This window comes from Pseudomonas marvdashtae (assembly GCF_014268655.2).
GTDB classification, from domain to species: Bacteria; Pseudomonadota; Gammaproteobacteria; order Pseudomonadales; family Pseudomonadaceae; genus Aquipseudomonas; species Aquipseudomonas marvdashtae.
In genome coordinates this window covers 2,874,429-2,895,995 of the sequence record NZ_JABWQX020000001.1, presented here as the reverse complement: position 1 = coordinate 2,895,995, position 21,567 = coordinate 2,874,429, and the positions used below count along the sequence as shown (strand labels likewise).

Below are 21,567 nucleotides of genomic sequence, written 5' to 3'. Positions count from 1 at the left end.
GTGCGACGTTTCGCTAAATCCCCTCGCCACAAGAGCCGTTCCAGCCACCAAGCACCTTTAGCCTCCAGCGACCCTTTAATAAACCTGCGAACGCCGCAACTGCTCGATCGCGTCGATCAGTTCGTCATAGGACACCGGCTTGCCGATGTGCTGGTCGAAGCCCGATTGCTTGGATTTTTTCAGGTCGTTGGACGCGCCGTACCCGGTCAGGGCAATGGCGGGGATATGTTTGACGTGGGGCAACTGCCGCAACGCCTCCATCAATTCATGGCCGTTCATCACTGGCATGCCCAAGTCCGAAATCACTACGTCGAAACGGGCGTCCCTGGCTGCTTTCAAGGCTTCCTGCGGCTGGTCAAAAGCGAGGACATGGGCGTCTTCCATCTCCAACAGCAACTTCAGGGTATCGAGCACCTCGGGGGAGTCATCCACCAGCAGCACCGTCAAGCCGCTCAGGCGTCCGGATTGCTCCTCGCAGGCTTGCGGCGCGGGGACCATCTCGGCGTTGCTCAACGGCAGGCGAATGGTGAACGTGCAGCCTTTGCCCAGCCCTTCGGATTTGACTTCGACACTACCGCCATGGGCTTCGGTCAACTGCCGTACCAGGGACAGACCGATACCGAGCCCTTCGCGTTGATGCGTGGCGTGCTGGGTCTCGGCCTGGCCAAACAGGTCGAACACCTCGCTCAGATGCTCCGCCGCGATGCCGACGCCGGAATCCTTCACGTCCAGGCGCGCCATGCGGCCGTCGTGGCTGGCGACGAGTTGCACGCGGCCACCGCTGGGGGTGAATTTCAGTGCGTTGTTCACCAGGTTCCAGATGATCTGCTCCAACCGGGTCGGGTCGGCGTTGATGATCAGCTCGGTGCCGGGCCCTTCGGGTAATTCCAGGGTGACCTTGTTCGGGTGGTTGTCGTTGATCACCACGGTGTAGATGTCTTGCAGCACGCGGGCAAGGTTGACTGCCTGGCGCTTGAGCTTGAGTTTGCCGGTGCGCACCCGCGCCACGTCCAGCAGGTCGTCGATGATCCGCGCCTGGCTGGTGACCGCGTCGCAAATGGTGTTGACCGCCTTGGCCGCCGCGCTGACCGACTTGGTCACGGGCAGGCGCCGAAGCAATTCGGCGTTGAGCTGGATCAGGTTCAGCGGGTGCTTGAGTTCGTGGGACATCACCGCGAAGAATTCATCTTTCAGGTGGCTGGTGTTCTGGGTTTCCATCAGCCGCTGGGTCTGTTCTTCGTGCATGCGCTTATGGCCGGTGAGGTCACGGGCGATTTTCACGTAGCCCTGCAAGTGGTCGCCTTTGAGTAGCGTCACTTCGCCACTGCAATAAAAACGGCTGCCGTCCTTGCGTTGGTGCCAGCGCTCATCTTCGCAGCGGCCGTTGACGCGGGCGGTGCTCAGTTCGGTTTCCGGAGCGCCAAGCGCGCGGTCGTCAGGGGTGAAGAGAAAATCGTAATAGGCCCCTTCGGCTTCAGCCTTGGTGTGGCCGAAGATCAACTCGGCCCCGGTGTTCCAACTGGTGATCACACCATGCTCATCCAGCAGGATGATGGCGTAGTCCCGGGTGCTTTCGGCTACCAGGCGCATGCGCTCCTCTCCTATGCGCAGCTCGTCCTCGGCTAACCTGCGCTTGGTGATATCGATGAAGGTCAGCACAGTGCCGTCGATATGGTCCTCGCTGGAGCGGTATGGCAACAGTCGGGCGATGTACCAGCGACTGTCGTTGCTGCTGACCTCGCGCTCGATCATGTTCAGCGACTCGAACACTTGGGTTGCGTCCGCGGCCATGCCCGGGTAGTCCAGGCGATGGGTGATGTCCAGCAGCGAGCGGCCGGTGTCCACCGGCAGCATGCTGAAAATATCCGTGGCCCTCGGTGTAAACCATTTGATGCGCATGCTGCGATCGACAAACACCGTGGCGATGTCCGTGGAGGCGATCAGGTTGGTGAGGTAATCGTTGATCTTGTCGGTTTCTTCGACCTTGGTCTTGAGCTCGTAGTTGACCGTCAGCAGTTCTTCATTGATCGACTGCAGCTCTTCCTTGCTGGTTTCCAGCTCTTCGGTGGCCGAGCGCAGTTCCTCGTTGATGGCCTGCATTTCCTCGTTGGAGGCCTTCAGTTCTTCGCTGGATACCTCAGCCTGCTCGATCGTGTCCTGCAGGTGCACTTTGGTCCGCTGCAGCTCGCGCTCTAGGGTCGCCAACACCTGGTTTTCAGTCTGGCTGGTGATGGCGTCGGCCTGCAGGATGGGATCGGCTTCCTCCTCCTCGAACAGTACCAGTACGAACTCGCCGTCGGACTGGTCGTCGCGATAAGGCTGCACCAGCAAATCCACCAGGTAGCGTCGTCCGTCCCGTTCCAGATTGACCTGGCGGGATTTGACCGGCTGGCCGTTCTGTTGGACCTGGAACAGCGCGGTGCGGATCTCCAGGCGCAGTTGCGGGTTGACCAAGGTCAGCAAGTTACGCGACAGCTCGCCGCCTACATGGCGCAGGAAACGACCGGCGCTTTCGGACATGTGCATGATGTCAGCGTTGGCATCGACAATCATGCTGGGCGGGGCGGCGTGCTCGATGGCGCGCAGGTGGATATCGGAAAATGACACTTTGCGCACCACCGGTGCCAGCGGCGCGGCCGGCGAGGCGCTGCTGCGCACGTAACCGCCACGGGGCATGGTTGGCGTGCGGCGGCTGCTGGCGGTGCCGTACTTGGCGCGGAAAATCCGGTTGCGCTTGTCCACCGGGGCGAACAGTTCGTGGCAGGCATCGGCCGATTCCGAGGAGCCGAGGAACAGGTAGCCGCCCGGTCGCAAGGCGAAGTGGAACATTTGCAGGATTTCGCGTTGCACCTCGCGATCAAGATAGATCAGCAGGTTCCGGCAGACGATCAGGTCGATCTGGGAGAAGGGCGGGTCAGACAGCAGGCTGTGCTTGGCGAACAGCACGCGCTCGCGGATTTCCTTGCGCACCCGATAAGACGCGCCGTCCTTCATGAAGTACTGACGCAAGCGCGTCGGCGGCACGTCGGTAATGATCGCTTCCGGGTAGGCGCCGTTACGCCCGACGGCTATGGCGCGTTCATCAATGTCGGTGGCGAAGATCTGCAGTTTGGCCGAGCTGTTCTCGTGTTGCAGCTGATCGCTGACCAACATTGCCAAGGTATAGGCTTCTTCACCGGTGGAGCAGCCGGCCGACCAGACGCGTATTTCCTCGGGCGGCGCACTGGCCGGCTCGAGCGGTTGCAGCAGCAGGGGCAAGACGTCCCGTTCCAGGGCCTCGAACGCATCGCGGTCGCGAAAGAAATTGGTCACGCCAATCAGCAGGTCGCCCAACAGCGCCTTGGTTTCTTCCGGATGGCCCTGCAAATATGCGTAATAGGCGCTCAGGTCCGGCTGGGCGGTAACCTGCATGCGCCGTTCTATGCGGCGCAGCACGGTGGCCCGCTTGTAGTGTTTGAAGTCGTGCCCGGTGCCGGACCGCAGCTGGACCAGGATGTCATGCAGCAACTGTTCGGCGACGGCGGCCTCACGTTCCGACGTAGGAGGCTGGGTATGGATCTCCGGGTCATTGGCGGTCGGCAGGCGGATGGCCTGGGAGTTGCGCCAGATCTCCAGGAGTTTCTGCGGCATCTCCGCAACGGGCAACACCAGGTCGACCATCTGAGTGTCGATGGCCGCTTGCGGCATGCCATCGAATTCCGCGTCTTCCGGGGATTGCGCGAGGGTCACGCCGCCTTGTTCCTTGATTCGCGACAGCCCCACCGCGCCGTCCGAGCCGGTACCCGACAGCACCAGGCAGAAGGACCGTTCCTTGTGCACGTCGGCCAGGTCACGAAAGAACAGGTCGATGGCCACGTGTCCGCCCTGGCGTGGTTCGGCCGGGGAAATCTTCAAGTAACCGTCATTCATCAACAGTTGATGGGCCGGGGAGATCACGTAGACGTGATTTTTCTCGATAGGCACCGTCTCGGTGACTTGCAGCACGGTCATCTTGGTCGATTCCTGGATGATTTTATCCGCGACGCTTTGATGATCCGGTGCCAGGTGCAAGACGACGACAAACGCCATGCCATTGTCCTTGGGCATGTGTTCGAAAAATTGCTTGATGGCCTGCAATCCACCCGCGGAGGCACCGATTCCCACTACGGGGAAGTCCAATTCGCTGGGGCTCAGCTCTCGTCGTTGCGGCACGTTGGGAGAGCGTTTGCTAGGAGATGACATATAAGTTTGGCCTTAAAGGGCGGCGGGGCGGTCCGGCGCTGCCGACTCGATTTCATTGATACAAAAACTCGCAGGATAGTCGGGTTGCGCGAAGATTGCGAAAACGGACGCCTGCAACGCCGCCCCTTCAGGCATTGTGCGCCTTCAAGGCGAATCAGCCTACCGGCACGCGAAGGTACTCCGGCTGCAAGTAGTTGAACCACAGCAGGATCATTTCCACCATGATCGTCACCAGCACCAGCAAGCCGACACCCCAGACGCTGGCCGAGTACAAAAGGCCTTGTTCCTTCTTCAGGTTCATGAATTTCGGCAGCCCGACGAACAGCAAGAACGTCGAATAGGCCGACGCCGCCAGCAGCACCGCTACGGCCAGCCATCGGCTGGGATAGAGGCCGCAGATCCCGGCGAGGAAATACGGTGTAGCGGTGTAGGCCGCGAATCCGATGCACTGGTTGATCGAGGGGCGAGCTTCGAACGTGCGCGACATCCAGCGGATGAACAGCCCCATCAACGTGACGCCAATGACAATGGTCAGGTACAGCAGCGCGCACAACTGCAATGCGCTGGCGCGACTCAGCCTCACCGTTTCGTTCTCGGCCAGGCTCCAACCGGTCCAGGTGGTGCCGATGAACAGGCACACCGCCGGAATCAGTGCGAGCAACAACAAATGGGCCAGGTAGTGGTGTGGATGAGCCTGTTCCTGCTCGCGAATGTCCACCCAGGCGAATTCGGGATGGGTGAACAGTTTGACGAAAAGTACAGACATGACGACCTCCTGATCAGGGACAGCCTCCGCAATGAGGCTCATACCGTTATGAGGTACGGGATCGGCCGGGGGTTTCATTTATTTGGCCGGGCGGCGCGACGGCGCGATAAAGGGAATGATTCAAAACGGCAGGGGTCAACCCATCAGCATCCATGAAGGACTGTATGCCATGACTGTTGCCCAATCCCTGGTTGATTACATGCGCGAGCATGACTTGCGCCTGACCACCGCTGAGTCCTGCACTGCCGGGCTGATCGTCACGCTCCTGGCCGAAGTGCCGGGCAGCGGTTCGCTGATCGAAAGCGGCTATGTGGTGTATTCCCCGGAAGCCAAGCAGCGCTTGCTCGGCGTTAAGCCGCGCACCATCGACACCTTCAATCTCACCAGTCGCGAAGTCGCCGAGGAAATGGCCCTTGGCGCGCTGCACGACGCCAACGCCAACGTCGCCGTCGCTACCACTGGCCTGCTCGGGCCGGACGATAAGGACGGCATACCCGCCGGCACGATCTGCTTTGCCTGGGCGTTCCAAGTGAACGGCCAGCGCGCGCTGTTCAGCCGCCAGGAACGCTTTTTTGGCGACCGTCACCAGGTGCAACTGCAGGCCAGCGAGTACGTCTTGCAGCAGTTGCCCCGGTATCACCAACGTGCCGTGGCGGGTGAACGCCGCTAGGAGAGTGCGCCCATGACCGATCAATGGGAGCAAGACGACCACCGTAGCCGCGAATTTCCGGTGCGCGAAGACATGGTGTACCAACATAAGGTCTGGCGGTTCGAGCGGGTGGGCTGGTACGTATTGGTGCTGTTGGTCATCCTGACTTTGCTCGGGCTGTTTTCCCGCGGGCCGTTGAGCAGCCGCGAACTGCAAAGCGCTGACGGCAACATTGGCGTCGAATACGAGGCGTTCCATCGCAACGGCTCGACCAATCCGATGGTCCTGCGTCTCAAAGGCGCGCCCAACGCGGTGCTGGAAGTCGAGCTCGGGGGCGATTGGCTGGAGGCGTTCGATGTCCAGAGCGTGCAACCGCAGCCCATACGCTCAGCTGCCGCCGGGCAGGGTGTAAAGCTCTGGATCCAGGCGGATAGCCAGGGGCAGGCCAACCTGCACCTGTCATTGCTCAGCGAAGGCGTCGGGACTTATCACAGCCGCATCGTTATTCCTGGCGGGGCGACAGTGAGCTTCAATCAATTCATCTTCCCTTAGGTGACGTATGGATTCGGTACTGCGAGCCGCCGTTATGTATGCGGTATTGATGGTGTTGTTCAAGATCGCCGGCCGACGTTCGCTGGCGGAGATCACCACCTTCGATTTCGTCCTGTTGATGATCATTGGCGAGGCTACCCAGCAGGCGTTGCTGGGGGACGATTTCTCGCTGACCAACGCGTTCATGGTCATCGTCACACTGATCGCCATCGATGTCGGATTTTCGTTGCTCAAGCTGCGTTCCAATTGGGTGTCGCGGCTGATCGACGGCGGGCCGACGATCATCGTCGAGGACGGCCGCATCCTTCAGGGGCGCATGCGCCACGCCCGGCTGGCGGAAGCGGACATCATGGAGGCGGCACGCTCGAGCCAGGGCATCGAGACCCTGGAGCAGATCAAGTTTGCGATTATCGAGCGCAACGGCAAGATTTCGGTGATTGCCAAGGAGTGAGCCTAAGCCTTGGCGCGCAGTGCTTTTGTGGCGAGGGAGCTTGCTCCCGCTCGGGCGCGCAGCGGCCGCAAAATCTTGGGGCCGCTTCGCAGCCCAGCGGGAGCAAGCTCCCTCGCCACGGTGGAACGTGCGCTTCCTTACCTTAGAGGATCGGCTTGCCGCCCGTCACCGCGTACCGCGAGCCGGAGATGTAGCTGGACTCATCCGACGCCAGCAGCACGAAAATTGGCGCCACTTCCACCGGCTGGCCAGGACGGCCGAGCGGTGTCTGGGAACCGAAATTCTGCACCTCTTCTTCGGGCATGGTGGCGACAATCAGCGGCGTCCAGATCGGTCCTGGCGCGACGCTGTTGACCCTGATGCCCTTGGACCCGAGCATTTGCGCCAGGCCACCGGTGAAGTTGGCGATGGCGCCCTTGGTGGTGGCGTAGGCCAGCAGCGTCGGCTTGGGCATGTCGGAGTTGACCGAGGTGGTATTGATGATCGAACCCCCGGCCTTCATGTGTGGCACGGCGGCCTGGCAGATCCTGAACATCGCCGTGATGTTGATATCGAACGTGCGCACCCATTCTTCGTCCGGGATCTCTTCCAGGGTCTCATGGGTCATCTGGAACGCGGCATTGTTGACGAGGACGTCGATGCGCCCGAAGCGCGCCACGGTCTCATCGACGACCTTGCGGCATTGCCCCTTGTCCGCCAGGTCACCGGGTAGCAACAGGCATTGGCGACCGGCCTCTTCGACCCAGCGTGCGGTCTCCTTGGCGTCCTCATGTTCATTCAAGTAGGAAATCGCTACGTCCGCGCCTTCTCGGGCGAAGGCAATCGCCACGGCGCGCCCGATGCCGCTGTCGGCGCCGGTGATCAGGGCGATCTTGTTCGCCAGGCGCCCGGAACCTTTGTAGCTCTGTTCGCCGCAGTCCGGGTACGGGTCCATCTTCTGTTGGCTGCCGGGCACGGGTTGGCTTTGTTTCGGGAAAGGTGGGGTTGGGTAGTTGGCCATTGTCGTTCTCCATCCAAGTGGTTGCGATGGAGGGTGGACTGCGGTTTTTTGGCCAGAGTTCGGTCGGATTTCCCCAACAATCGATGAGCGTGGCAGAGGCGTTTCGTCGACTGCCCAGGGGCTATCGGTGAACGCAGGCGACGCCGTATTCTCCAAACGGGATACGGCTTGAAAAGGAGAAGGGCATGTTCAGTCACATACAAATCGGTGCACGTGACCTGACTAGAATGGTCGCGTTTTATGATGCCGTCCTCGGTTGCCTGGGATTGGAGCGCATGCCCAGCGAAGACGATTCGGGCCCGCCCGGGGAAGGCTGGCATCAGCCCGGCAAACATTGGCCGCAGGTGTTCGTCCAGGTGCCCATCAACGGCCTGCCGGCCACGTGGGGCAACGGCATGCAAGTCAGCTTCGCCGCCGACTCGCAGCAGGCCGTACGCGACGCCTGGGAGACGGCGATCGACATGGGCGGCTTCGACGAAGGCGCCCCGGGCCCGAGGCCGCAATATTCAAAGGATTACTACGGCGCCTATTGCCGGGATCCGGAGGGAAACAAGCTGTGCTTCGTGCATACGCCGGATATGCATGACTGACCCCCGTCTGAAGTGATCCGCTCCTGTGGCGAGGGGATTTATCCCCGCTCGGTTGCGCAGCGACCGTAAGGAAAACGGGGCCGCTGCGCGACCCAGCGGGGATAAATCCCCTCGCCACAAAAGGGCTCATTGTCGGCCTGATCAGCTCCTGGCCTTGAGGCTGCGTTCCATCCGCGCGATTCCTTCTTCCAGCAACGCCCGCGGGCAACCGAAGTTCAGGCGCACGAATTGTCCTGCGTCGTCAGCAAAATCCAGCCCGGCGCTCAGTCCGACCTTGGCATCCTTCAGGAAAAACCCTTGCGGATCGTCCAGCCCCAGCGCCGAGCAGTCCAGCCACGCCAGGTAAGTACCCTGGGGCACGGTCATGGTGATGCCGGGAAGGCGAGTCTTGACCGCCTCGACCAGATAATCGCGGTTGGCCTGCAAGTAGCCTTTCAACGCGTCGAGCCACGGGCCCGCTTCGCTGTAGGCGGCACGGGTCGCTTCGAGGCCCAGGGCGTTGACGCTGTCGACCATGCCGGCCCTGGCGCCGTTGACGCGCTCGCGCAGCTTGGCATTCTGGATGATCGCGAACGAAGTCTTCAGCCCTGCGATGTTGTAGGCCTTGCTGGCCGACATCAGCGTGATGGTCCGGTCGGCAATCTCCGGGCTGAGGGACGCGGTGGGGATGTGCACGCGGCCATCGAAGCACAGCTCGGCATGGATTTCATCGGAGATGATCCAGGCGTCCTGCTCCAGGCAGATGTCCGCCACGGCCTTGAGTTCTTCGCGCCCAAACACCTTGCCCAGCGGGTTGTGCGGGTTGCTCAGCAACAGCGCGCCGCCGCCGCGCAAGGCGTCGCGCAGTTCGGCCAGGGGGGTATGGAACTCGCCATCGACCGGAGTGAACGCCAGCTCCACCTTGTTCAGGTGCCAATGGCCCGGCGCCTGCCGTAGAGGAGGGTAGTTCGGGACCTGCACCACGACGTTTTGCTGCGGCTCGACCAAGGAATGCAACGCCATGTTGAACCCCGGCTCGACCCCCGGCAGGAACAGGATCTGCTGCGCCTCGACGCGCCAGGCGTATTTGCTCCACAGATCCGCCACGATGGCGGCGCGCAGGTTGTCCTGGGCCACGCTGTAGCCGAGCATCGGGTGCTCCAGGCGCTTGCGCAGCGCATCGATGACCACTGGCGGTGCGGCGAAATCCATATCGGCCACCCACATCGGCAATACCTCGGCTGGATAGCGGCTCCATTTGGTGCTGCCGGTGCCGTGGCGTTCGAACACCAGGTCGAAATCGAAAGTCATCGTGGTTCCATCAGTCAGGGAGTCGGAATCGCGCCATCATAAAGCAAAGAAGCTGAACAAAAAGGTTGGTAGCTAATTGCCATTAATTGGCCGCAATGCGCTACAGTTTCGTCCCGAGACGTCGATACGCCGACGACGGACACCCGTTCATGACAAGGACAGCCCCGATGACATCGCCCCTGCGCTTTAACGATCACTACCGCAAAGCCGATCGCATCATGCTCGGGCTGCTCTGGCTCACGCTCTTGTATTCGCTGGGCCTGGCATTTCTTCATTCGACCTTCACCCAGGCATTGCTGATCGGTGCACCGACGTGCCTGCTGGCCACGCTGCTCTACCGCGGCCTTGGCGGCACCCGTGCCATGCGCTGCATCATCGCCATGGCGCTGATGGTCATGGCGGCGCTGCACATCAACCAGACTCGCGGCGTGATCGAGTTCCACTTCGGCATCTTCGTGCTGCTGGCGGTGTTGACGTTCTATCGCGATTGGCTGCCGATCGTCGTGGCCGCCGCCACCATTGCCGTTCACCACGTCGGTTTTCATTGGCTCCAGCATCTGGGATACCCGGTATTTGTGATGGATGCCCACGGTGGATGGACGATGATTTTCGTCCATGCCTTTTATGTCGTTGTCGAAAGCGTGATTCTGATCTACCTGGCGAACCAGAGCCTGGCCGATGCAACGGACAACCAGGACGTGCTCGACAAGGTGCTGGCCGCCGCTGCGCAGTTGAGCCGTGACCCCGGTACACAACGCAGCCAGGGCGTGAAAGTCTCGTCCGGCGAGCGTTTCGACCATTTCCTCGCGCAAGTGACCCGCCTGGTGGACGGCGTGGTACGCGACACCCGCCAGCTGTCGGACCTCGGCCAGGATTTGTCCCAGGTCGGCCAGACCCTGGAAAACGGTGCCCGGCACCAGTTGGACGAAGTGGCGCAGATGAGCGGCGCGATCGGCCAGTTGATGCAGGCCATGGAAAATATTACCGGCCATGTCGGCCAGACGCTGCAACGCGCCGGACAGGCCAACGAGCAAGTCAACCGGGGGCGCACCACCGTTGACCAGACCCGGGAAGATATTCTCGAATTGGCGGGGCGCATCAACCTGACCAATGAAACCGTGCAACTGCTCGCCGAGCAGGCGCAGCAGATCGGCCAGGTGCTGGACGTGATCAACAGCATCGCCGAGCAAACCAACCTGCTGGCCCTCAACGCCGCCATCGAGGCGGCCCGCGCCGGTGAGCAGGGGCGCGGGTTCGCCGTGGTGGCCGACGAGGTCCGGACGCTGTCACAACGGACCTCGACATCCACCACGGAAATCCAGCAGATCATCGCCAAGCTGCAACAGGGCAGCCGCCAGGCCGCCATCGCCATGCAAGACAGCCGCGAAGGGGTCGAGCGTTGCGTGTCCGCCAGCCAGCAGGCCTCGCAGCTGCTGCATGCCGTCGTGGAGGACATCGCGGTGATCAACCATTTCAACGATCTGATCGCCAGCACGACCCAGCAACAGTCCGCGGCGTCAATGGGCATCAATGAGCGGCTGCAAACCGTGCAGGCCGTGGCCGAGCGCAACGCCGACAACATCGCCGTGCTGACCCGCAGCAGCCAATGCCTGCCGCCTTTGGCGGAGCGGCTGGCGGCGCTGGGGCAGGCGTTTCATGGGACAGACCGGCAGCTTGGGCGAAAATAGCGTCGATACGAACTGATGATCGTTCCCACGCTCTGCGTGGAAATGCATCCCGTGACGCTCCGCGTCACCCCCCAGAAGCGGAACGCGGAGCGTCCCTGGCGGCGTTCCCACGCAGGAGCGTGGGAACGATCGACGATCGACGGGTTGTCACTTGCTTGCGACTACGCCAGGTTGAACGGCAACTGCCGCAGCGGTTTCCCGGTCAGGCTCGCAATGGCGTTGGCAAATGCCGGGGCCAAGGCGGGCAGGCCGGGCTCGCCCATTCCGGTCGGCGGCTCTGCGCTGGGGACGATGTGGACGGCGATCTGCGGCATGTCGGTAATGCGCGGCACGCTGAAGTCGGCGAAATTGCTCTGTTGCACGACGCCATCCTTGAGCGTGATCGCGCCACCGGGCAAGCACATCGACAGGCCCATCAGGGCTGCGCCTTGTACCTGGGCCTCGACACTGCGCGGGTTGACCACCAGATTACAGTGCACGCCCGCCGTCACGTTGTGCAGCACGGGACGACCATCCTGCACCGAGGCTTGCACCACATAGGCCACCACCGAACTGAACGACTCGTGCACCGCCACGCCCCAGGCCTGGCCCGCCGGCAGCTGGCGTTTGCCGTACTCGCTCTTGTCCACCGCCAGTTGCAGCGCGGCGCGATGGCGGGGGTTCTGGTCGCCGAACAGCTTCATCCGGTATGCCACCGGGTCCTGTTTCGTCGTACGGGCGATTTCGTCGATCAGCGTCTCCATCACGAACGCGGTATGAGTAGAACCCACGCTGCGCCACCACAGCACAGGCACGTTGAGCTTGGGGTGATGCACGGTCAGTCGCATCGGCAAGGGATAGGGATCACGCATGCCTTCCGTCGCGGTGGGGTCGATGCCGTTCTTTATCTGCCCCGCGAACGGGGTGCCGACGAGGATGGACTGCCCGACCAGGGCGTGATCCCACGCCAACACCTTGCCGCTGTCATCAAAGCCGATGCGCGCGCGGTGCAGATTCAGCGGACGGTAGTAGCCGCCCTTGATATCGTCCTCGCGACTCCACAGGGTGCGGATTGGCGCATCAAGCCCCGCAGCGCGCGCGGCCTTGGCCACTTCACAAGCCTGCACTGCAAAATCATTGGTCGGCACGCCACGACGACCGAAACCGCCGCCCGCCGTCTGTACATTTACCTGGACTTGCTCGGGCTTGAGGTTCAGCACCTTCGCCGCTGCCGCGGCGTCGCCGCCTGGGAACTGGGTGCCGACCCACAACTGGGCGCGGCCTTCGGATAGCTGAACAGTGCAGTTCAACGGCTCCATTGGGGCGTGGGCCAGATAGGGGAACACAAACTCAGCCTCCAACCGGTGCGGGGCCGAGGCGAGGGGTGTCATGTCGGCATCGAAATGGAGCGCGCCGGGTTGGCCGGCCAGCTCCCGGTACTGGGCCAGTTGTTTTTCCGTGTCGACCTTTTCGACTTTAGCCACGTCCCATTCGACCTTCAGCGCATCACGCGCAAGTTTTGCCTGCCAGTAACCGTCGGCGACCACGGCAACGCCTTCGGCACCGCCATCCAGCGGCACGCGCAGCACGGCTTTCACGCCTTTGGTTGCGCGCGCCGCGCTGTCGTCCAGAGACGCGATCCTGGCACCGAACACCGGCGGGCGAGCGACCACGGCGGTCAGTTGTCCCGGCAGACGCATGTCGATGCCGAAATCCTGCTGGCCGCTGCTCTTGACCTTGGCATCGAGGCGGGTCGTGGCCTGGCCGATGATGCGGAAATCCTTGGGATCCTTGAGCGTGACTTTCTCCGGCACGGGCATCGCCATGGCGGCTTCGGCCAGCTCGCCGTAAGTCGCCTTGCGGCCACCCGGGCCCAGCACTTTGCCGTTTTGCGTGGTCAGGCTCGCGGCGTCGACGTTCCAGCGCGCGGCTGCGGCGGCGAGCAACATGGCGCGGGCGCGGGCGCCCAGTTCGCGGTACTGGGTGTAGCTGTTCTTGATCGAATTGGAGCCGCCGGTGAGATGGATGCCAAACGCCGGGTCCATGTAGGCCGCATCGTTGCTGCCGTTGCGCGTGCGCACCAGGGTCCAGTCGGCGTCGAGTTCTTCGGCGAGGATCATTGGCAAGCCAGTCTGCACACCCTGGCCGAACTCCAGGCGATTGATCGTCACGGTAACTTCGCCGTTGGGCGCGATCTGTACGAAGGCCAAAGGTTGCTGAGTGGGCTTGAGCGGTCCTTCGCTCGCGCCATTGGCCTGTTGCGCCAAGGCGAGGTGAGGGAACGCGCCCAAGGCCAGGCCGCCGATGCCGACGATCTTGAGAAAGCTGCGCCGGGGCAGGGTGGCTGGGCCTTCAGTCCCGTCGCGATCCAGCAGGTGTTGCAGCGCGCGCGGCAGCTCATTTGGAAAAATCTCGTTCAGCATGGGCTAGCTCCTGTCAGGCGAGGGCTTTGGCGGCATCGGCCACTGCGGCGCGGATGCGGGCGTAAGTGCCGCAGCGGCAGATATTGCCGGCCATGGCCGAATCGATCTCGGCCGGCGTAGGTTGCTTGCCCTTGGGCTGGGCCTTGAGGAACGCCGTGGCGCTCATGATCTGGCCGCTCTGGCAGTAACCGCATTGCGCCACATCGTGCTTGACCCAGGCCTCATGCACGGCGCTGCCCACCGGGTCGCTGCCATCGGTCGCCGCTTCAATGGTGGTGATCTTCTTGCCAACCGCCGCGGCGATCGGCGTCACGCAGGACCGGATGGCCTGGCCATCCAAGTGAACGGTACAGGCGCCACACAAGGCCGCACCGCAGCCGAATTTGGTACCGGTCATGCCCAGCGTGTCGCGCAAGGCCCAAAGAATCGGGGTACCGGGGTCTACGTCTACCGTGTGCTCACGGCCATTGATATTGAGGGCGCTCATTGTCGGACCAGCTCCAGAAGGTTTGGCACCGATTAATATAGAAAGCATCGGCTGGGATAGCTTGCACGATCCGGTCCGATGATTGCCCAATCTTGCAGAAATACCCTGTAGGTTTGGTTGGCAGTGAGCACGCCTGAGCGCATGCGCTCAGGCGGGTTGCTCAGGGGCGGGCCGGGACAGACAAAACAACAACCCCGGCTCGGCCCTGCGCGCGACGAGCGTCCATCCGTGGGCCTGGGCGATCTCCTGGCAGATCGTCAGGCCCAGTCCCGCGCCGTGGTCGCGTCGATGAGCGCCGCGCCAGAAACGGGTGAATATCTGAGCGAGTTGGCCTTGTTCAACCCCGGGGCCCCAATCGCGCAGGGTCAACGTATCTGCGCTCAGCTCAACGCGTATCTCGGTTTCGGCTGGGGCGTGCTGGATGGCGTTTTCCAGAAGGTTTTTCAGCAGGGTGAAGAGGGCGCTGCGGTCGGCCTGCCAAGGCGCTTGCGCATCTACATGGCCCGCCAGGACGACGCGCACATTGGCCGCATCGGCCATGCGTTGAAGATAACTGGCGGCTTCCTGGGCGACCTCCATGACATCCACGGCGGCGAGGCTGTAGTTGTGCGCTTCGCTCGTCTCGGCCAGCAGCAACAGTTGCTGGACCTGGCGGGTCATGTGCCGGGCATCGTCGAGCAGCGAGTCGCGGCCCTTGCTGGGTTCCATCAATTCGATCTGGGCGCGGATCAACGCCAGGGGCGTCTTGAGCTCGTGCGCCGCGGTCGCCAGGAATTCCTGCTGGACGCGGTAGCCATGCGCCAGGCGCTCAAGCGCACTGTTGAAACTGGTCACCAGCGGCGCCACCTCGGACGGCACGGCCTTGACCTCCAGCCGCGAGTGCAAGGAGCGCGGGGAAATGGCCGCCGCTGATTCCGAGACCTCCCGCAAGGGCTTGAGCGCATAGCCCAAGGTAAAGTAGGCGCAGGCGCCGAAGACGAAAAGCAGCACCAGGCTGAACAGGACGATTCCGGCGCCCATGAACGGCCAGGCGAACCCCTCATGCAGCAGTTCCATGAGCCGTTCGCTGGCGGCGAATTGCAGATACCAGACCTTGCCGTCATGTTCCAGCGGGGCGGTGGCGGCGTACATCAGGATGCCTTCTCGCTCGAATTTGAAGCGCGACTGCTTCGTCGGATGCTCCGTTGCAACGGACGACCAGAACGCCGCGTCAGTGGACGTCTGGACGACGTTTGCCTCCGAATCCAGCACGCGGTAGCCGATTTCTGCCCCCAGGCTCTTGAAGGTCCAGATCCGGTCACCCTCGCTGTTGTCGAACCCGGTGGGCCGGCCGGTAGCGTCGAACAGCAGCTTGCCGGACAGTTCATGGGTGCGCTCGGCGACGTCCGTACTCAGCAGGATGTCGCTCCTGGAAGTGACCAGTGCGAACACGCCGAGTGCAATCAGCAAAATGCTCAATCCCACGCCCGCGACGTAGGCGAGCAGCACCTTGAAGCTGATGCTATTGCGCCAAGTCGTCCTGACGAAGGGCATAACCCAGGCCTCTCAAATTGACTATCCGTTGATGGGAGCCGATCGCCAGCAGCTTTCGGCGGATACGATGCAGGGCCACGTCCAGGGCGTTCGGCGTCACGGCTTCGCTCAGGCCCCACGCAGCCGCCTCTATGGCGCTGCGGCGGACGATTTCACCGGGTTTGCGCAGCAGCAACAGCATGATCTGCATTTCCGCAGGCGCCAGCGGCACGCTGCCTTCGGTGCTGCACATGATGCCCGTGTCGGGTTGCACGCTGAGGTCGCCGTGGGCAGGCGCCAATGGCCGGTGTTCCGCCGGGCGACGCAGCAATGCCCGTACGCGGGCAACCATTTCGTCCATGGCGAACGGCTTGGGCAAATAATCATCCGCCCCGGCGTCGAGGCCTTCGACCCGATCATGCAGCGCGTCCCGCGCTGTCAGGACCAGGCACGGCAGGCCCAGCCCGGCAGTGCGCAAACGCTGCAGCAGGACCAGCCCATCGCCGTCCGGCAAGCCCCGATCGAGGATCAGCGCCTGGTAAGGCACCTGCTGGATGGCCGCCCAGGCGGCATCGATGCGGCTGATGACGTCGACGGCGATCCCGGCGCTCGACAAGCCTTTGCTCACCAGGTGCGCCAGGCGTTCATGGTCCTCGACCAGCAGAATGCGGCTCATCAGAAACGGTACAGGTAGCCGAACAGCACGCTGTTCTCGGTTGATCGATCCACCAGCGGGCTGTCCTTGATTTCATCGGACAGGCGCGTCGCCTTGAGGTCCAGGAATACGGAGTGATGATCATCGAACATATAATTTCCACGAACGCCGAATTCGGTATTGATACCGGACTTCGCATCATAGGCCGCCCGGTCGGCGCGAGCTTCACTTTCGCGAACGCCGAAGTAGTAGTCGACGTATTTATCGTCCTGCCATAGGGCCGCCAGGCGTGGCGTCAGCATGATGTGCTCGCCAAATGTCCACGACCTCTCCAGTCCCAGGGCAAAGCGCTGGCCCTTGCTGTTGCCTGAAACGTCGGCCAGCCACTCGGCGCTGACATCGGCCACCTCGTTGAGCCATTTCACCTTGGCGCCTGCCCAGAAACCACCGTCGCGATCGCTCATGCCATCGAGAATCCGCGCGTCATCGTCGTCGTAGCCGCTGAAGTCGTACTCGCCGACGATGCTGAATTCGAGCTGTTGGGTCTCGCTGAGGTCCAGGCCCGGCAACTTGATCTCGGCGGTAGGGCCGAATACCCGCACATATTCATTCTCAAAGTAGATCAGCGGCAGGGCTTCACTGTCCCGGTCGATGCCCTTGTACGGCTGCTGGCTGCTGACCGCACCCACGCCAAGCCCCCATTGGGAACCTTCCGGCTCGTCGGCGCTGGCCGCCATTGACGCGCACAAGCCCAGCACAAACACAGAGGTGGCCGTAGTCAGCCGTGTCGCAATTGAATTTTTCGAGGTGGGCAAGGGCATGGAACGCATGACGGTCTCCAGATCAATAGGATGAAAGCGTCCCTATCGTTGAAAACTTCTTCTTACTGGACACTTACCGTTGGGTCTGGATAACAACCTTTTCGCTGGTAAGAGTTCCGAAAGGTTCCCTGTCGGATAGTGGCCGCCTCAAGCAATCACGCGGCCTCTTGCGCAGGAATACGATCCCCATGAAAAAAAAGACACGGCATGTCGTTCTGTTTGTCGTGACCTTGGCCTGCGCCATCGTCGTCGTGATGATGACCGTTTCGCCTGACGCGGGCCCCAATAGCGCCGAAGTTCCGGCCAGGCCTGCGCTCACGGTGGCCGTCACCCAACTCCAATCGGCCATGCAGCCGACCCGCGTCCTGGCGTATGGCAACGTCATGGCGTGGCAGGAAGCGAGCGTCGGCACCGAAGCCGATGGCTTGCGGTTGGCCGAGGTCAAGGTGAACGTCGGCGATGAGGTCCGGCGCGGCCAGGTGCTCGCCACATTTGCTCCGGAAACGCTCGCCGCCGAACTCGCGCAGCGTCGCGCCGCCACCGCCGAAGCGCAGGCGACGCTCGCCGAAGCACGGGGCAATGCCCAGCGCGCCCGGGAGCTGCAATCGAGCGGGGCGTTATCCAAGCAACAGGTTCATCTGCACGTGACGGCCGAACACACGGCGCGGGCGAGGCTGGACGCAGCGAGGGCGCTGGAGCGGTTGCAACATCTGCGCCTGGCCCAGACTCAGGTCATGGCGCCCGACGACGGGGTGATTTCCGCGCGCAATGCCACGGTGGGTGCGGTGCTGCCCGCCGGCCAGGAACTGTTCCGGCTGATTCGCGACGGTCGGCTCGAATGGCGCGCTGAAGTCGCCGCAGCGGACCTGGGTAAATTCACTCCTGGCCAGTTGGTGCGGGTGATCGCGGCCAACGGCGAGGCTATCGAGGGCAGGGTGCGCAGGGTCGCGCCGACGGTGGACATGCAGGTACGCAATGGTTTGGTCTACGTCGACCTCCCGGCGGGCACCGCGGCGCGTGCCGGGATGTTCGCGCGCGGCGAGTTCGAGGTCGGCGCCGAGCGGATGATGACGCTGCCCCAGAGCGCGGTGCTGCAGCATGACGGTTTCAGTTACGTCCTTCAGATCGGACCCGAGTTCAAGGTGAGCCGGGTCAAAGTGACGGTGGGACGCCGCGTCGGCGATCGCGTCGAGATCATCGGCGGTATTGACGGCACGGCGGCCGTGGTCGAGGCCGGTGCCGGTTTTCTCGCCGAGGGAGACCTCGTGCGGGTGGTCCAGTCGCGCAGCCATCCGAGCAGCAACCCAGCCAGCCATTCGGCATACAGCCTGACACGCGGGAGCGCGCAATGAGCCTTAATCTATCGTCCTGGTCGATCCGCAATCCGACGCCTTCCGTCCTGTTGTTCCTCTTGCTGACCCTCGCTGGCTTGATGGGTTTCTGGAAGATGAAGGTCCAGAACTTCCCCGATGTCGACCTGCCCATGGTCACCGTTTCGGTGGAGCTGCCCGGCGCTTCACCCGAACAACTGGAAAACGATGTGGCGCGCAAGATCGAGGATTCGCTGGCGACGGTGCAGGGCGTCAAGCATATCCAGAGCATCTTGACCGACGGCAACGCCGATATCACGGTCGAGTTCCGCCTCGAGAAGCCCACGCAGGAAGCGCTGGATGATGTGCGTGACGCCGTCTCCCGGGTACGGGCGGACCTGCCCGCCGACCTGCGCGACCCAGTGATCCAGAAGAACGAGCTCGCCGGCTCGCCGATCCTGACCTACACGGTGGCGGCCACGCGCATGGACGACGAAGCGCTGTCCTGGTTCGTCGACAACACCCTCAGCAAGACCTTGCTGGCGGTGCCTGGCGTGGGGGCGGTCAATCGTGTCGGCGGGGTGACCCGGGAAATTCGCATCGACCTCGACCCGGCGCGCCTGCTGGCGCTGAACACCACGGCGTTGGACATTTCGCGGCAACTGCGCCAGATCCAACAAGAAGCCTCGGGCGGTCGTGTCGACCTGGGCGGGATCGAGCAAACGGTACGCACCCTTGCCACGGTGCAGTCGGCCGAGGAAATCGCCTTGCTTGATGTGACCTTGAGCGACGGCCGGCGCATTCGGCTCGACCAGGTTGCCACGGTGTCCGACACCGTCGGCGAGCGCCGTTCGGCGGCATTCCTGGACGGCGAGCCGGTGGTCGGCTTCGAAATCCTCCGGGCAAAAGGCGCCGGAGAAATAGAAGTCGACGAAGGGGTGCGCGCGGCCCTCGACACACTCAAGGCGCGGCACCCTGAAATCACCATCGCCCAAGCCTTCAACCTGGTCGATCCGGTGATCGAGAATTACCAGGGCTCCATGCACCTGCTTTACGAAGGGGCGGCGCTGGCGGTGCTGGTGGTGTTCCTGTTCCTGCCGGATTGGCGAGCGACCTTCGTCACGGCAGTCGCGTTGCCATTGTCGGCGATACCGACTTTTGCGGTGATGCATTGGATGGGCTTCACCCTCAACATCGTCACGCTGCTGTCGCTGTCGCTGGTGATTGGCGTGCTGGTGGACGACGCCATCGTCGAGGTCGAGAACATCGGGCGACATTTGCAGATGGGCAAGAAACCCTATCAGGCGGCCATGGACGCCGCCGATGAGATCGGGCTGGCGGTGGTCGCCACGGCGTTTACGCTGATCGCCGTGTTTCTGCCCACCGCATTCATGAGCGGCACGGTCGGCAGGTTTTTCGTCCAGTTCGGCTGGACGGCGGCGACAGCGGTGTTTTTCTCCCTCGTCGTTGCCCGCCTGCTGACGCCGATGATGGCCGCCTACCTGCTGCGGGCGCCGCAGAAGCCTGAGCGCAGGCCGGCTTGGTGGCTGGCCCCGTATTTGTCCTGGGCAGGCTGGTGCCTGCGCCATCGTGCCGTGACCAGTCTCGGCGCTGTGGTTTTTTTCGCTGCGGGGCTGATGCTCGCGGCGGTGTTGCCGGGCACCTTCATTCCGCCGGAGGACGACTGGCAGACCCAAGTGACCCTCACACTTGCGCCCGGCAGCAAGCTGGGTGACACACTGGTGCTGGCCGAACAGGCGCGGGAGCTTGTCGGACAGAACCCACACGTCAAGAAGGTCTACACCGCCGTGGGCGATGGCCGCGCCGGCGCTGATCCGATGGCGCCGGCCGGCAGCGGACTCGCCAATGTCCGCACGGCGGTGCTGACGCTGAACCTGACTCACCGCGACGACCGTCCGGGCCTGACCAAACAGCAGATCGAAAACCAGCTGCGCGAAACACTCACGGTTTTGCCTGGCGTGCGCGTCAAAGTCGGCATGGGTGAATCGGAAAACTATGTGCTGGTGCTGGCTGGCGAGGACGGCGCCTTGCTCACCCGGCATGCGCAGAAGGTCGAACGTGAACTGCGCGGGGTGCCGGGCGTCGGCGGCGTTATTTCGACCGCCAGCCTGATGCGCCCCGAGCTGGTGGTCCGGCCCGATTTCGCCAGGTCCGCCGACCTGGGCGTCACCTCGAACGCAATCGCCGATACGCTGCGCGTTGCAACCTTGGGCGACTACGACCAGGAACTGGCCAAGCTCAATTTCAGCGAGCGGCAGGTACCCGTTGTCGTGCGGCTGACCGATGCCGCTCGCCAGGACTTCGAGACGCTGAAGCGGCTGCCGGTACCCGGTGCCCGTGGTCCGGTCGCGCTGGAGAATGTCGCAACGCTGGAAATCGCCAGTGGCCCCGCGCAAATCGAACGATTCGACCGCATGCGCAACGTCAACATCGAGATCGAGACGAATGGCCAGGCGCTGGGCGACATCGAGCAAGCCGTGCTTGCCCTGCCGAGCTTGCGCGAGCTGCCGCCAGGTTTGGTGCAGACGTCCGTCGGCGATGCAGAAGCGATGGGCGAGCTAGCCTCGGGGTTTGGCGTAGCGATGCTGACCGGGGTGCTGTGCATCTACATGGTGCTGGTCCTGCTGCTGAAAGATTTCATGCAACCGGTGACTATCCTCGTCGCCCTGGTGCTCTCGGTGCCCGGCGCGTTCCTGGCACTGTTCATCACCGGCTCGACCTTATCGATGCCCTCGATGATCGGCTTGATCATGCTGATGGGCATTGCGACGAAGAACTCGATCCTGCTGATCGACTACATCATCCTGGCCCGTCGGGACCACGGCCTGGGTCGCCACGAAGCGATCCTGGATGCCTGCGCCAAGCGCGCACGACCGATCATCATGACGACAATCGCGATGGGCGCAGGCATGATGCCCATCGCACTGGGCTGGGGAACCGACCCGAGCTTTCGCGCGCCGATGGCGATCGTGGTGATCGGCGGGCTGGTCACCTCGACCGTGCTGAGCCTGTTGGTCATTCCCGTAGTGTTTTCCTACGTGGACGATGGCGCGCAGTGGTTGTACAAGCGCATCCATGGCGTGCTCTCGCAAGGGGAGCTACCTGACGAGGCGAACGGTTTGGGCAGCGAAGCGGGGAGTAAGCGTTGAAGG

Annotated in this window: 15 protein-coding genes and 1 pseudogene; 7 read left to right on the top strand and 9 right to left on the bottom strand. The window is 62.8% G+C overall.

Annotation, left to right across the window (positions count from 1 at the left end; all coding sequences use genetic code 11):
- Positions 1-75 precede the first annotated feature (75 nt).
- A complete protein-coding gene (locus HU742_RS12985) occupies positions 76-4,221 on the bottom strand; it encodes a CheR family methyltransferase (protein ID WP_186632570.1) in 4,146 nt (1,381 codons plus the stop codon).
- A gap of 154 nt (positions 4,222-4,375) precedes the next feature.
- On the bottom strand, positions 4,376-4,987 hold the full coding sequence (locus HU742_RS12980; RefSeq protein WP_186632567.1) for a Yip1 family protein: 612 nt from the start codon (positions 4,985-4,987) through the stop codon (positions 4,376-4,378).
- Between the two features lie 169 nt (positions 4,988-5,156).
- Between HU742_RS12980 and HU742_RS12975 the strand changes: the two genes are divergently transcribed.
- The 3 genes from HU742_RS12975 to HU742_RS12965 are packed head-to-tail and all read left to right on the top strand — an operon-like array spanning position 5,157 to position 6,639.
- Positions 5,157-5,657 carry a CinA family protein gene (locus HU742_RS12975; RefSeq protein WP_186642744.1) on the top strand — a complete coding sequence of 167 codons (501 nt, stop codon included), beginning with the start codon at positions 5,157-5,159 and terminating at the stop codon, positions 5,655-5,657.
- Positions 5,658-5,669: 12 nt separating this feature from the next.
- The gene (locus HU742_RS12970) at positions 5,670-6,188 is read left to right on the top strand and encodes a hypothetical protein (RefSeq protein WP_186642743.1); all 519 of its coding nucleotides are present in this window, start codon (positions 5,670-5,672) and stop codon (positions 6,186-6,188) included.
- A 7-nt stretch (positions 6,189-6,195) separates the two neighbouring features.
- Positions 6,196-6,639 (top strand): DUF421 domain-containing protein, encoded by a 444-nt coding sequence (locus tag HU742_RS12965; RefSeq protein ID WP_186642742.1) that lies wholly within the window; start codon positions 6,196-6,198, stop codon positions 6,637-6,639.
- A gap of 142 nt (positions 6,640-6,781) precedes the next feature.
- On the opposite strand, the gene HU742_RS12960 is transcribed toward HU742_RS12965, so the two are convergent.
- Positions 6,782-7,639, bottom strand: coding sequence for an SDR family oxidoreductase (locus HU742_RS12960; RefSeq protein WP_186632555.1), 858 nt, complete (start codon positions 7,637-7,639; stop codon positions 6,782-6,784).
- Positions 7,640-7,824: 185 nt separating this feature from the next.
- On the opposite strand from HU742_RS12960, the gene HU742_RS12955 reads away from it, so the two are divergent.
- The gene (locus HU742_RS12955) at positions 7,825-8,229 is read left to right on the top strand and encodes a VOC family protein (RefSeq protein WP_186632552.1); all 405 of its coding nucleotides are present in this window, start codon (positions 7,825-7,827) and stop codon (positions 8,227-8,229) included.
- A gap of 141 nt (positions 8,230-8,370) precedes the next feature.
- Here the strand turns inward: HU742_RS12955 and HU742_RS12950 are convergent, their stop codons facing one another.
- Entirely contained in the window at positions 8,371-9,519 is a 1,149-nt protein-coding gene (locus HU742_RS12950) for a MalY/PatB family protein (protein WP_186642741.1), read from the bottom strand.
- Between the two features lie 1,166 nt (positions 9,520-10,685).
- Here HU742_RS12950 and HU742_RS27105 point away from each other — a divergent pair.
- Positions 10,686-11,207: pseudogene (locus HU742_RS27105) on the top strand (methyl-accepting chemotaxis protein); the annotation flags it as partial.
- A gap of 161 nt (positions 11,208-11,368) precedes the next feature.
- Here the strand turns inward: HU742_RS27105 and HU742_RS12940 are convergent.
- The 5 genes from HU742_RS12940 to HU742_RS12920 all read right to left on the bottom strand — a co-directional run bounded on the left by HU742_RS12940 (position 11,369) and on the right by HU742_RS12920 (position 17,093).
- Positions 11,369-13,609: a xanthine dehydrogenase family protein molybdopterin-binding subunit gene (locus tag HU742_RS12940; protein WP_186642740.1), complete on the bottom strand. Its 2,241-nt coding sequence runs from the start codon at positions 13,607-13,609 to the stop codon at positions 11,369-11,371.
- Positions 13,610-13,622: 13 nt separating this feature from the next.
- Complete coding sequence (locus HU742_RS12935) at positions 13,623-14,096, bottom strand: (2Fe-2S)-binding protein (protein ID WP_186610296.1); 474 nt, start codon at positions 14,094-14,096, stop codon at positions 13,623-13,625.
- A gap of 147 nt (positions 14,097-14,243) precedes the next feature.
- Positions 14,244-15,629, bottom strand: a complete 1,386-nt coding sequence (locus HU742_RS12930; RefSeq protein ID WP_186632541.1) for a sensor histidine kinase — start codon at positions 15,627-15,629, stop codon at positions 14,244-14,246.
- A complete protein-coding gene (locus HU742_RS12925; RefSeq protein WP_186632538.1) occupies positions 15,598-16,284 on the bottom strand; it encodes a response regulator transcription factor in 687 nt (228 codons plus the stop codon). Before HU742_RS12925 ends, HU742_RS12930 begins: the two co-directional genes overlap by 32 nt.
- Entirely contained in the window at positions 16,284-17,093 is an 810-nt protein-coding gene (locus HU742_RS12920) for a MipA/OmpV family protein (RefSeq protein ID WP_225923568.1), read from the bottom strand. Before HU742_RS12920 ends, HU742_RS12925 begins: the two co-directional genes overlap by 1 nt.
- Before the next feature lie 179 nt (positions 17,094-17,272).
- On the opposite strand from HU742_RS12920, the gene HU742_RS12915 reads away from it, so the two are divergent.
- Together HU742_RS12915 and HU742_RS12910 are read left to right on the top strand one after the other, a co-directional pair.
- Complete coding sequence (locus HU742_RS12915) at positions 17,273-18,436, top strand: efflux RND transporter periplasmic adaptor subunit (RefSeq protein WP_186642739.1); 1,164 nt, start codon at positions 17,273-17,275, stop codon at positions 18,434-18,436.
- Complete coding sequence (locus tag HU742_RS12910; RefSeq protein ID WP_186642738.1) at positions 18,433-21,564, top strand: efflux RND transporter permease subunit; 3,132 nt, start codon at positions 18,433-18,435, stop codon at positions 21,562-21,564. The genes HU742_RS12915 and HU742_RS12910 overlap by 4 nt, the downstream gene beginning before the upstream one ends.
- Positions 21,565-21,567: the final 3 nt, after the last annotated feature.